The 12,060-nt window shown below is 70.6% G+C and carries 11 protein-coding genes; 4 read left to right on the top strand and 7 right to left on the bottom strand.

Translation table 11 applies throughout. From position 1 onward, the window contains the following. Positions 1-240 precede the first annotated feature (240 nt). Positions 241-1,212 carry an electron transfer flavoprotein subunit alpha/FixB family protein gene (locus tag ABTZ43_RS11185; protein WP_350538847.1) on the bottom strand — a complete coding sequence of 324 codons (972 nt, stop codon included), beginning with the start codon at positions 1,210-1,212 and terminating at the stop codon, positions 241-243. 1 nt (position 1,213) lies between these two features. After that, complete coding sequence (locus ABTZ43_RS11180; protein WP_350538846.1) at positions 1,214-1,990, bottom strand: electron transfer flavoprotein subunit beta/FixA family protein; 777 nt, start codon at positions 1,988-1,990, stop codon at positions 1,214-1,216. A gap of 133 nt (positions 1,991-2,123) precedes the next feature. Here ABTZ43_RS11180 and ABTZ43_RS11175 point away from each other — a divergent pair, with 133 nt between their 5' ends. From ABTZ43_RS11175 to ABTZ43_RS11165, 3 genes are read left to right on the top strand one after another with little or no spacing between them, the layout of a single operon-like run. Continuing rightward, positions 2,124-2,660 (top strand): MarR family winged helix-turn-helix transcriptional regulator, encoded by a 537-nt coding sequence (locus ABTZ43_RS11175; RefSeq protein ID WP_350538845.1) that lies wholly within the window; start codon positions 2,124-2,126, stop codon positions 2,658-2,660. 1 nt (position 2,661) lies between these two features. Beyond that, positions 2,662-3,132 carry an SRPBCC family protein gene (locus ABTZ43_RS11170; RefSeq protein WP_350538844.1) on the top strand — a complete coding sequence of 157 codons (471 nt, stop codon included), beginning with the start codon at positions 2,662-2,664 and terminating at the stop codon, positions 3,130-3,132. Next, positions 3,129-3,572, top strand: coding sequence for a YdeI/OmpD-associated family protein (locus tag ABTZ43_RS11165; protein WP_350538843.1), 444 nt, complete (start codon positions 3,129-3,131; stop codon positions 3,570-3,572). The genes ABTZ43_RS11170 and ABTZ43_RS11165 overlap by 4 nt, the downstream gene beginning before the upstream one ends. 118 nt (positions 3,573-3,690) lie before the next feature. On the opposite strand, the gene ABTZ43_RS11160 is transcribed toward ABTZ43_RS11165, so the two are convergent. The 4 genes from ABTZ43_RS11160 to ABTZ43_RS11145 form a co-directional block, all read right to left on the bottom strand. Then, positions 3,691-4,467, bottom strand: coding sequence for an enoyl-CoA hydratase-related protein (locus ABTZ43_RS11160; RefSeq protein WP_350538842.1), 777 nt, complete (start codon positions 4,465-4,467; stop codon positions 3,691-3,693). Positions 4,468-4,798: 331 nt separating this feature from the next. Next, complete coding sequence (gene mmsB, locus ABTZ43_RS11155; RefSeq protein WP_350538841.1) at positions 4,799-5,698, bottom strand: 3-hydroxyisobutyrate dehydrogenase; 900 nt, start codon at positions 5,696-5,698, stop codon at positions 4,799-4,801. Further along, positions 5,695-6,876, bottom strand: a complete 1,182-nt coding sequence (locus ABTZ43_RS11150; RefSeq protein WP_350538840.1) for an acyl-CoA dehydrogenase family protein — start codon at positions 6,874-6,876, stop codon at positions 5,695-5,697. Before ABTZ43_RS11150 ends, mmsB begins: the two co-directional genes overlap by 4 nt. Before the next feature lie 29 nt (positions 6,877-6,905). After that, positions 6,906-8,408, bottom strand: a complete 1,503-nt coding sequence (locus ABTZ43_RS11145; protein WP_350538839.1) for a CoA-acylating methylmalonate-semialdehyde dehydrogenase — start codon at positions 8,406-8,408, stop codon at positions 6,906-6,908. A 181-nt stretch (positions 8,409-8,589) separates the two neighbouring features. Between ABTZ43_RS11145 and ABTZ43_RS11140 the strand changes: the two genes are divergently transcribed. Beyond that, the gene (locus ABTZ43_RS11140; protein WP_350538838.1) at positions 8,590-10,638 is read left to right on the top strand and encodes a beta-galactosidase; all 2,049 of its coding nucleotides are present in this window, start codon (positions 8,590-8,592) and stop codon (positions 10,636-10,638) included. A 206-nt stretch (positions 10,639-10,844) separates the two neighbouring features. On the opposite strand, the gene ABTZ43_RS11135 is transcribed toward ABTZ43_RS11140, so the two are convergent. Further along, a complete protein-coding gene (locus ABTZ43_RS11135; RefSeq protein ID WP_350538837.1) occupies positions 10,845-12,029 on the bottom strand; it encodes a thiolase family protein in 1,185 nt (394 codons plus the stop codon). Positions 12,030-12,060 lie beyond the last annotated feature (31 nt).

Here is a 12,060-nt window from a genome sequence, read left to right as displayed (position 1 = left end):
TTTTCAAATGGGGGTCAGACTCCCAATATGAAGGATCCTGCGCGCCATCCGAGGCGGCGGGGGGCGTCTCGCCCCCCGAAGTGCAAGGCACGGCAGGGGCCGACACGACAGGGTCCGGCACGGCAGGGTCCGGCACGGCAGGGTCCGACACGGCAGCATGCGCCGCGATGTCGCCGGGGGGCCAGGGCTCGCCGCCGCGCACGCGGGGCAGCCCGCGCCTCAGCATCCGCGTCGCCATGACTACTTGTTCCGCGCCTCGAGTGCGGCGATCACCTTCGGGACGACGGTGAACAGATCGCCGACGACGCCGAAGTCCGCGACGTCGAAGATCGGCGCCTCCGCGTCCTTGTTGATCGCCACGATGTTCTTCGCGGTCTGCATGCCCGCCCGGTGCTGGATCGCGCCGGAGATGCCCAGCGCGACGTACAGCTGCGGCGACACCGAGACTCCGGTCTGGCCGACCTGATGCGACTGGGGGATGTAGCCGGCGTCGACCGCGGCGCGGGAGGCGCCGACGGCGGCCCCCAGAGCATCCGCCAGCTCCTCGACCAGCACGAACTTCTCCTTCGAGGCGAGTCCGCGTCCGCCCGAGACCACGCGCGTCGCACCGCGGAGCTCGGGCCGAGACGACGTCGCCTCGACGGCCTCGACCGCGCCGACCGTCGCGCTCGGCGCACCGGATGCCTCGACGTTCAGCGCCTCGACGGTCGGCGAGGACACAGCCTCGGCGCGGGCCTCGACCGCGCCCTGGCGCACCGTGATCACCGGCGCACCGAACGTGGGCGCCGAGTCGGTGAGGTACGCCCCGCCGTACACGGAGTGGTGGGCGAGCACCCCCTCGTCGTCACGGGAGACGCCGACCGCGTCGACCGAGAGCGCCAGCCGCGCGCGCACGGCGAAACGTCCGGCGATGTCGCGCCCGGCGATCGAGTTCGAGACCAGCACGGCGTCGGGATTCACCTGGGCGAAGGCCGCCTGCAGCGCATCGACGACCGGCACCGTGAGGACGGTCGCGTCGGCGGCGGCGGTGAGCACGACCGAGGCGCCGAGGGCGGCGACCTTCGACGCCGCTTGCTCGGACCCGCCGACCACGAGGGCGACGGGTGCTCCGACGGTCGAGGCGGCGCCGATCAGGGCCGCCGTGCTGCTCGCGGGTTCGCCGGCCGGGTCGAGATCGACCACGACGAGGATGGGGTGCTCGGGATACGACATGTCACACCAGCCTGTTCTGCACGAGGTACTCGACGAGCTTGTCGGCGGCGTCGCCCTCGTCGACGATCTTGACGCCGGCCGCGCGAGGGGGCTTCTCGGCCACCGTGGTCATGATCGTTCGCGGTGCCGCGACGGGATCCGCCGAGACCCCGAGGTCGTCGAGGGTGAGCACCTCGAGCGGCTTCTTCTTCGCCGCCATGATTCCCTTGAAGTTCGGGAAGCGCGCATCGGGCAGCGCCTCGGTGATCGAGATCACGGCCGGCAGCGATGCGGAGATCGACTGGCCGCCGGCATCCGCCCCTCGCATGCCCGTGACCGCGTCGGCCGTGATCTCGACGCTCGTGAGCGCCGTCGCCTGCGACCAGCCGAGATGCTCGGCGAGCATCGCCGCCATCACGCCGCCCGAGCCGTCGGTCGAGAGGTTGCCGGTGATCACGAGGTCGGGCTCGGCGCGGCGGATCGCGGCCGCCAGCGTCTCGGCGGTGAGGCCGAGATCGGCGCCCGCGAGCTGCTCGTCGGCGATGTGCACGGCCGACCCTGCTCCGATCGCGAGCGCCCGCCGCACCGACGCCGTCGACCCGGCCGGAGCCATCGCGAGCGCGACCACCTCGGTGCCCTCGTTCTTGTCGGCATGACTCAGCGCGACCTCGAGCGCGCGCTCGGTGATCTCATCGAGCACCAGGTCACCGGCACCGCGGTCGGCGAGGCCGGTCTCGAGATCCAGCTTGCGATCGCCATAGGTGTCAGGCACCTCTTTGACCAGGACGAAGATCTTCATCGATTGCTCCTCACGACTGCCTTGATTCTAGTCCCTTGATACTGAGTCCCAGCCGCTGAGCGACTGAGGTCCAGCCTCGCGCGGTCCGACGGCCGGTCGCTGCCACGGCGTCCCGATGCCCTACCGTAGAACCGTGAACCGACCGCGTCCGCTGCCCGTCGATCCGCTCGCCGAGGCGAAGCGGCAGTGGCTCGCGCACGGCTGGTCCGATGCCGCCGAGGGTATGACCGTCGTCACCTCGGTCATGCGGGCTCAGCAGCTGCTGCTCGCGCGAGTGGATGCGGCGCTGAAGCCCTTCGCACTCAGCTTCGCCCGGTACGAGATGCTGCGGCTGCTGGCCTTCAGCCGGTCGGGCCGTCTGCCCCTGTCGAGCGTCGTCGCCCGACTGCAGGTGCACGCGACGACCGTCACGAGCACCGCGGAACGGCTGGTGCGCGACGGACTCATCGTGCGCGAACCGCACCCGCACGACGGTCGCGCCGCGCTGCTCGCCCTCACCCCGTCGGGTCGCGAGCTCGTCGACCGCGCGACGCACGCCCTCAACGCCGAGGTCTTCGCCGACCCCGGTATGACCAGCGCGGATGCCGCCGAGCTCGTCGCGATCGTCGCGCGGATGCGCAAGGCCGCGGGCGACTTCACCGACCCCAAGCCCCAACCCGATCCGCTCTGACGTGGCCGAGTTCGCGCTCGAGAAGGTCATCGCCGCGCCGAGGCAGACGGTGTTCGCGCTCGCGCTCGACCCCGGACTGCACCTGCGATCGATGGCCCGATACGGCGAGACGATGCTCGAGGCGCCCGACGGCGGCGTGTTCACGGAGGGATCGACCGTGACCTGGCGGGCGCGGCATTTCGGCATCCCGTTCCGGCTGCGGACGATGGTGTACGACGTCGACGCCCCGAGCGGGTTCCGCGATCGGCAGCTCTCCGGTCCCTTCGGGGCGTTCCTGCACGTGCACGCGTTCGAGGAGCATCCCACCGGGACGTTGCTGCGCGACACCGTGATCTTCCACTCGCCTCTCGGTCCGATCGGGCGCCTCGTCGACCGCGTGTTCCTGCGCGAGTACATGCGGAGGCTGATCGAGGAGCGCAACGACCACCTGGCCTCCGAGGCCGAGGAGCGCGGGCGTACACTGCCCGCATGAGTGAACTGCGCCTGCACACCACCCTCGAAGGGCGCGGCCCCGCCGCCGCGATCATCCTCACCGACGAGCAGGTCGCCGAGCTCGGCGCCGGAAAGGCGTTCCCCGTCGTCGTCACGATCGGCGGCCACTCCGGTCGGCTGCGGGTCGCGCGCATGGGTGGGCAGAACATGATCGGCTTCAGCAAGGCCGTGCGCACCGAGTTCGGGGTCGAGATCGGCCAGGACGTCGATGCGGTCATCCGCGTGGACTCCGCCGAACGCGAGGTCGAGATCCCGCCCGCCCTCGCGGCGGCGCTCGACACGGATGCCGCGCTGCGCACCGCCTTCGACGCGCTGTCGTACTCGGCGCGCAAAGAGCACGCGCGCTCGGTCGCCGAGGCGAAGCAGGACACGACCCGGGAGCGCCGCGTCGAGAAGATCGTCGACGCGCTCCGCGGCTGAGGTCTCGGGCGTGCGCCGTTCACGATTCAGCATGAGCGGGTGCTCCGAGTGCCGGATCGGTGTCGAGGTAGGCATTCCGCGGCTTCTGTGCTGAATCGTGAACCCCGACCGGGCGCGCTCAGCGGTTCCGGAAGTCCGGAGCACGCTTCTCCCGGAAGGCCGACATGCCCTCCTTCTGGTCTTCGGTGTCGAACAGCGCGGCGAACGCGCTCTTCTCGTGAGCGAGCCCCTCGGCGAGAGTCGTCTCCATCGCGGCATCGAGCGCGGCCTTCGCGGCGAACACCGACGGCAGAGACTTCGACGCGATCGTCTCGGCGAGCGTGGTGGCTTCATCCTGCAGGTCGGATGCCGGCACGACGCGCGACACGAGCCCTGCGCGCTCGGCCTCCTCGGCGCCCATGAAGCGACCGGACAGCACGAGCTCGGCGGCCTTGTAGTACCCGACGGCGCGGATCAGTCGCTGCGTGCCGCCCATGCCCGGGATCACGCCGAGGTTGATCTCCGGCTGGCCGAACTTCGCCGTGTCGGCGGCGAGGATGATGTCGCACATCATCGCGAGCTCGCATCCTCCCCCGAGGGCGAAGCCCGAGACGGCGGCGATCACGGGCGTGCGCACAGCGGCGAAGTCACGCCAGACCCCGAAGTGGTCGGTCTCGAGCATCCCGGCGGCGGACATGCCCTCCATCTCCTTGATGTCGGCCCCGGCGGCGAACGCCTTCTCGGATCCCGTGACGACGATCGCGCCGACGCCGTCGTCCAGATCGAAGGCGACGGCGGCAGCGGTGACCTCTTCGGCGAGCCGGCTGTTCAGTGCGTTCAGAGCCTCGGGTCGGTCGAGGGTGATCCACCCGACTCGTCCGCGCTGCTCGACCAGGATCGTCTCGTACTCGGTCATCGTGAAGCCCTCTCCGTCGTGGTCATCTCAGTATGTCGCGGGGTGATCGTCGCGTTTCGTCTCGGGCGCTTCGCGGCCTCGCGCAACGGGCGGGTGTGGGGCGCTCCCCGGCCTCGCTCAACGGGCGGGTGTGGGGCGCTCCCCGGCCCCGCGCAACGGCCGGGGAGACCTCCGCCCGTCGAGCGAGCGAAGCGAGACGAAACGCGCGCGTCCCAGGCGCTCCCCTGCCCCGCGCAACACACGGGCAGACCTCCGCCCGTTGAGCCGACCGGGCAGACCTCCGCCCGTTGAGCGAGCGCAGCGAGACGAAACGCGCATGCCGGTTCACGAGTCACACGGCGCCGTCGCGGATGTCGGTGATGATGCCCGAGAAGTCGCGCGTCGCCCCCTCGCCCGCGGCGAACGCCGCATACAGCTGCTGCGCCAGCCGCCCCATGCGGGCATCGGTCCCGGTCTGATCGATCGCCTGCAGCGCGAGTCCCAGATCCTTCGCCATCAATGCTCCGGCGAAGCCCGGCCGGTAGTCGCGATTGGCCGGGCTCGCCGGCACCGGCCCCGGCACCGGGCAGTTCGTCGTGATCGACCAGCACTGTCCGGATGCCTGCGAGACGACGTCGAACAGCGCCTGGTGCTCGAGCCCGAGCCGCTCTCCCAGTACGAACGCCTCGGCGACGGCGATCTGCGACACCGCGAGCACCATGTTGTTGCAGACCTTCGCGGCCTGACCGAGCCCGGGTCCGCCGCAGTGCACGATGCGTTTTCCCATGACCTCGAGCAGCGGCATCGCAGCGGCGACGTCCTCGTCGGAGCCGCCGACCATGAACGCTAGGGTCCCGTTCTCGGCCCCGACGACGCCACCCGAGACGGGAGCATCGATGTTGCGGTGCCCCGCGGCGAGCGCGAGGGCGTGCGCGGCACGGGCCTCGTCGACCGCGATCGTCGACGACTCGATGAACAGCGTGTCGGGACGCGCGGCGGCCAGCAGCTCCGTGCGATACGCGTCGATCACGTGGCGGCCGGCGGGGAACATCGTGATGACGACATCGGCGTCGGCGACGGCATCCGCCCCGCTCGCCGCGATCGGGATGCCGGCGGCCTCGGCCGCCTCGATCGCCGCCGGCACGAGATCGAAGCCGTGCACCTCATGGCCTGCCGCGACCAGGTTCTTCGCCATCGGCAGACCCATATGGCCGAGGCCGAGGAACGCGACTCTGCTCGGCGACCCGGTCATGAGGCGCTCCGCATCGACACGGAGCCTGCGGGCCTCAGCATCTCGCGGCCGACGATCAGGCGCATGATCTCGTTGGTGCCCTCGAGGATCTGGTGCACCCGCAGATCGCGGACGACCCTCTCGATGCCGTAGTCCTGCAGGTATCCGTATCCGCCGTGCAGCTGCAGCGCCCGGTTCGCGACGTCGAAGCCCGCATCCGTCGCGAAGCGCTTGGCCATGGCGCAGCGCATCGTCGCATCCGGCGCCTGCTCGTCGACAGCCAGCGCGCCGTCGCGGACCATGAGACGCGCGGCCTGCAGATCGGTGCGCATGTCGGCGATCGCGAAGAGGATCGACTGCTTCTCAGCCAGGGGCTCGCCGAACGCGACCCGCTCGTGCACGTACTGCACGGCCCGGTCGAGCGCCCACTGGGCTCCGCCGAGCGAACAGGCGGCGATGTTGAGCCGGCCGCCGTTGAGCGCCGACATCGCGATCGCGAAGCCGCGCCCCTCGTCGCCCAGCACTCCGGATGCAGGGAGGCGGACGCCGTCGAGGATGACCTGACGGGTCGGCTGGGCGTGCCAGCCCATCTTCTTCTCGGGAGCGCCGAAGCTCAGTCCCTCGGCGTCGCCCGGGACGAGGAAGGCGCTGATTCCGCGTGCTCCCGGCTCGCCGGTGCGGGCCATCACCACGTAGACGGCGGCTTCGCCTGCGCCCGAGATGAACTGCTTGACGCCGGTGAGCACGAAGTCGTCGCCGTCGCGGACCGCGCTCGTGGCAATGTTCGCGGCATCCGACCCCGCGCCCGGCTCGGTGAGGCAGTAGCCGCCGAACTCCTCCATCGCGGTGAGCGTCGGCAGCCACTCGCCGCGCTGCGCGTCGTCGCCGTAGGTGTCGATCATCCAGACCACCATGTTGTGGATCGAGATGTACGCGGCGACCGCGGGATCGCCCTTGGCGAGCTCTTCGAAGATCGCGACCGTGTCGGAGCGGCTGAGGCCCGTGCCCCCGAAGTCCTCGCGCACGTAGATGCCGCCGAGTCCGAGCTCGCCGGCCTTGCCCAGCGACTCGCGGGGGAAGATGTGCTTCTCGTCGCGCTCGGCGGCGAAGGGGGCGAGCTCGGTGTCGGCGAACTCCCGGACGGCGTCGAGGATGGCCTCGCGCTCTTCGGCGGTGGTGGTGACGGTGGTCATTGTCATCGTGGTTCCTTGCGGGAGGTGTCGCGGGATCAGTGCATGGTGGGGATCACGAAGCTGGCGCCGTCGCGGATCCCCGCCGACGGCCAGCGACTCGTGACCGTCTTGGTCTTCGTGTAGAAGCGGAACGCGTCGGCGCCGTGCTGGTTCAGGTCGCCGAATCCGCTGCGCTTCCACCCGCCGAACGTGTAATACGCGATCGGCACGGGGATCGGCACGTTGACGCCGACCATGCCGACCTCGACACGGGCGGCGAAGTCGCGCGCGGCGTCGCCGTCGCGGGTGAAGATCGCGACGCCGTTGCCGTACTCGTGCTCCGAGGCCATGCGCAGCGCCTCCTCGTAGTCGGCGGCACGGGCGATCACGAGCACCGGACCGAAGATCTCCTCGCGGTAGATCGCCATGTCGGTCGTGACGTGATCGAAGAGGGTCGGCCCGAGGTAGAAACCCTCTTCGTGGCCCTCGACCGTGAAGCCGCGCCCGTCGGCGAGCAGGGTGGCCCCCTCATCGACACCCTGCTGGATATACCCGACGACCCGCTCGACCGCAGCGCGTGTGACGAGGGGCCCGTAGTCGACGTCGGGCGCGAGAGAGGGCCCGATCCGCAGCTGCGCCACCCGCTCGGTGAGCTTCGCGGCGAGAGCATCCGCCGTCTCCCGCCCCACCGGGACCGCGACCGAGATCGCCATGCAGCGCTCCCCCGCCGACCCGTACCCCGAGCCGATCAGCGCGTCGACGGCCTGGTCGAGGTCGGCGTCGGGCATCACGATCATGTGGTTCTTCGCGCCGCCGAAGCACTGCGCGCGCTTGCCGTGGGCGGCGGCCGTCGAGTAGATGTACTCGGCGATCGGCGTCGAGCCGACGAATCCGACGGCGCGGATGCGGTCGTCGGTGAGCAGGGTGTCGACGGCCTCCTTGTCGCCGTGCACGACGTTGAGGACGCCCGCGGGCAGGCCCGCTTCGAGGAACAGCTCGGCGAGGCGCACCGGCACCGAGGGGTCGCGCTCGCTGGGCTTGAGCACGACGGCGTTGCCGGCGGCGAGGGCGGGGCCCGCCTTCCACAGCGGGATCATGGCGGGGAAGTTGAACGGGGTGATCGCCGCGACGACTCCCAGCGGCTGGCGCATGGAGTAGACGTCGATGCCGGCGCCGGCACCGGTGGAGTACTCGCCCTTGAGCAGATGCGGGGCACCGGCGGAGAACTCGATGACCTCGAGTCCGCGCTGGATGTCTCCCTTCGCGTCGTCGACCGTCTTGCCGTGCTCGCTCGCGAGCAGCTCGGCCAGCGACTGCATCTCGCGCTGCGCCAGGTCGAGGAACCGCAGCAGCACCCTCGCGCGCTTCTGGGGGTTGGTCGCCGCCCACGCGACCTGCGCGGCCTCGGCGTCGGCGATCACGTCGCGGACCTCGTCGGCGGACGCGAGGGGAACGCGCGCCTGCACGGATCCGGTACTCGGGTCGAACACATCGGCGAAACGACCTCCCTCGGGGGTGAGGTGCGATCCGCCTACGAGATGGGGAATGGTGCGAGTCATTGTGCGATGTCCCTTCGCGCCGTCGTTGGCACTATGACGATGATAGTTCGCCCTCCGGATATTTACTAGGGTGTCCATCTATATTTCGTCCGGCACCCTCATGGTCCCTGGGGGTGCGCTTGGAAAGCGCTTCCCGATAGGCTGGGAGCGCAGATCAACGACGACCTACCCCGGGAGATCCATGCATTACGGCGCCGACTACAACCCCGAGCAGTGGCCACGAGAGGTGTGGCCCGAGGACGTCAGACTCATGCGCGAGGCAGGCGTCACCCTCGTGAGTCTGGGGATCTTCGCCTGGTCGCGCATCCAGCCGGCCGAGGGCGAGTTCGACTGGGACTGGCTCGACGAGATCATCGAGCTGCTGCACGAGGGCGGCATCGAGGTCGACCTCGCCACGGCGACCGCATCCCCTCCCCCCTGGGCCTCGGCCGCCTACCCGGAGATGCTGCCGCAGGATGCCGACGGCTCGACCTTCTGGCCGGGCAGCCGGCAGGCCTTCGCCCCGTCGTCGCCGATCTACCGCCGCCTCGCCGCCGAGCTCGTCACCGCCCTCGCCGAGCGCTATGCGCAGCATCCGGGCGTCACGCTCTGGCATGTCAACAACGAGTACGGATGCCACCTGCACTACGACTACTCCGACGCGGCGCGTGACCACTTCCGCACGTGGCTGCGCCGCAAGTACGAGACCATCGACGCGCTGAACCACGCCTGGGGAACCGACTTCTGGTCGCAGCGCTACACGGCGTTCGACGAGATCGTGCCGCCACGCAAAGCGCCGTACAGCATCAACCCGACCAGCGTGCTGGACTTCAAGCGCTTCACCTCCGACACCCTCCTCGAGCTGTACGTGATGGAGCGCGACATCATCCGCGCGGCAGGCGCCACGCAGCCGATCACCACCAACTTCATGGGCGCGTTCCCCCCGGCCGACTACTGGAAGTGGGCGGCGGAGGTCGACGTCATCTGCGACGACAACTACCCCGACCCCAACGACCCCGAATCGTTCCGGGGCGCGGCGTTCGCCCGCGAGCTGATGCGCGGGCTGAAGCCCGGGGTGCCGTGGCTGCTCACCGAGCAGTCCACGAACGCCCTGAACTGGCGCCCGACGAACGCGCCGAAGGCACCGGGGCAGATGGCCGCCATCAGCGCCCAGGCCGTGGGCCGCGGCGCCGACGCCATCATGTTCTTCCAGTGGCGGCAGTCCCGCCGCGGCAGCGAGAAGTTCCACTCCGCGATGCTGCCCCAGGCCGGGCGCGAGACCCGGACCTGGCGGGAGGTCACGGCTCTCGGCGCCCAGCTCGCACAGCTCCCTGATCTGCCCGACGTCACCTCGGGAGCGAAGATCGCCCTCGTCTTCGACTGGGAGAACTGGTGGGCGATCGACGGCCGGGACCACCCGATCGTGCTCGACTACCTCACGCTGTCCCACCGGTGGCACGCGGCACTCCACCGCCAGAACCTCTCGGTCGACATCGTGAACACGACGTCCGATCTGAGCGCCTACTCGCTCGTCGTCGCGCCGCAGCAGTACCTGCTCGGCGACGAGGGGGCCGCGAACCTCTCGAGCTACGTCGAACAGGGCGGCCACCTGTTCGTCTCGGCGTTCAGCGACGTCGTCGACCAGGACGACGCGTTCCGCGACGGCGGGTTCCTCGTGAGCCTGCGCGATGTGCTCGGCGTCGCGCTCGAGGACTTCGGGGCGCTCGTGCCGCCCGCGTCGGTGCGCGGTGCGGACTCGGCAGGAGAGGTCGCCAGCCACGCATCCGTCGGCGGCCCCGGACAGTCCGAGGCGCCGCTCGACAGCCCTGCAGGACGCATCGTCGGGCAGTACTTCGCCGAGGAGCTGCTGGTGCAGGATGCCGAGGTGCTCGGCCGCTTCACCGAGGGCCGCACCACCGGGCGCGCCGCACTCACCCGCCACACGTCCGGGACGGGCCGCGGGTACTACCTCGCGACCATCCCCGACGACGACGGCATGGCGGCCGTGCTCGGCTGGCTCGCGGCGGAGGCGGGCGTCGCCCCCGAGATCGAGGGACTGCCGGAGCACGTGGAGGTCGCCCGCCGCGGCAGCATCCTCACCGTCATCAACCACAGCACCCGGCCGTACGCCGTGGACGTCGAGGGCGTCGATCTGCTCAGCGGATCGACCGAACCGCGCCGCGAGCTCGACGCCTTCGGATGGGCGTTCATCGACACGGGCGCCGTCGGCGACACTCGGCGAGGCCGCTGACGCCTCGCGTTCCCCGGCCGTTCACCCCGTGGACACGTCGCCCGACTACAACTTCACATGCGCGGACACAGACTCAGACCGGATCGGGTAGTCACGTCATCCGCGCGACACGGCGAGCATCTGCTCCCGTCGCGGTGATCACACCGCGAAAGACCCCCGCCGAATCGGGTCGGCGGGGGTCTTCTCTGCTCTGCGGGGGCCGCGGACTACAGGCGCTCGATGATCGTCGCGTTCGCCATGCCGCCGCCCTCGCACATGGTCTGCAGACCGAACCGGCCGCCCACGGCGTCGAGCTGATCGATGAGCGTGCCCAGCAGACGGGTGCCGGACGAGCCGAGGGCATGCCCGAGCGCGATGGCGCCACCGCGCGGGTTGAGCTTCGCGGCATCCGCCCCCACCTCCGCCGCCCACGCGAGGGGCACCGACGCGAAGGCCTCGTTGACCTCGTACGCGTCGAGGTCGTCGATCGAGAGCCCCGTGCGTTCCAGGATGCGCCGTGTCGCGGGGATCGGCCCGGTGAGCATCATGAGCGGGTCGTCACCGACCACCGTGAAGGCGTGGAACCGCGCCCGTGGCGTGAGCCCCAGGGCGTCGGCACGCTCGGCGCTCATCAGCAGAGCGGCAGACGCCCCGTCGGTGAGCGGCGAGGAGTTCCCGGGGGTGATCCGCCAGTCCACCTCGGGAAAGCGGGCCGCGAGCGCATCCGTGCGGAACGCCGCCGGAAGCCCGGCGAGCCCCGCGGCCGTCGTGCCCGCGCGGACGGTCTCGTCGACGACGGCATCCGGTGCCTCCGCGACCGGGATGACCGTGCGGTCGAAGAACCCCTCGGTCCACGCGGCGGCGGCGCGACGGTGCGACTCGGCCGCGTACGCGTCGAGAGCCGCGCGGTCGAGACCCCAGCGGGCGGCGATCAGCTCGGCCGAGACGCCCTGATTCACGAGCCCCTCGGGGTAGCGTTCCCGCAGACGAGGCGACATCGGGGAACCGCCCGCGGCGGACGACCCCAGCGGCACCCTGCTCATCGACTCGACGCCGCCGACGATCACCGCGTCGTAGGCCCCGGCGATGATCCCCTGCGCGGCGAAGTGCACCGCCTGCTGGCTCGACCCGCACTGCCGGTCGATCGTCGTCGCGGGGATCGCCTCGTCGAAGCCGGCGGCGAGCACGGCCTGCCTGGCGATGTTCGACGACTGATCGCCGACCTGGCTCACGCACCCGAGCAGCACGTCATCGATCTGCCGCGATTCGAGACCGCTGCGCGCGAGGATCGCGGCGAGCGCTCCGGCCGCGAGATCGACCGGATGCACACCCGACAGGGCACCGCCCGGCTTGCCCCGCCCGACGGGGGTGCGGACGACATCGATCAGAACGGCTTCGCTGCGCGTGCTCATGAGACCCATTCTCTCCCCTCGCGGGGTGCGG

It is taken from the genome of Microbacterium sp. NPDC097977 (genome assembly GCF_040302605.1).
Classification (GTDB): domain Bacteria; phylum Actinomycetota; class Actinomycetes; order Actinomycetales; family Microbacteriaceae; genus Microbacterium.
Note: the sequence above shows the minus strand (reverse complement) of the source record. Positions and strands in the feature narration are given on the sequence as shown.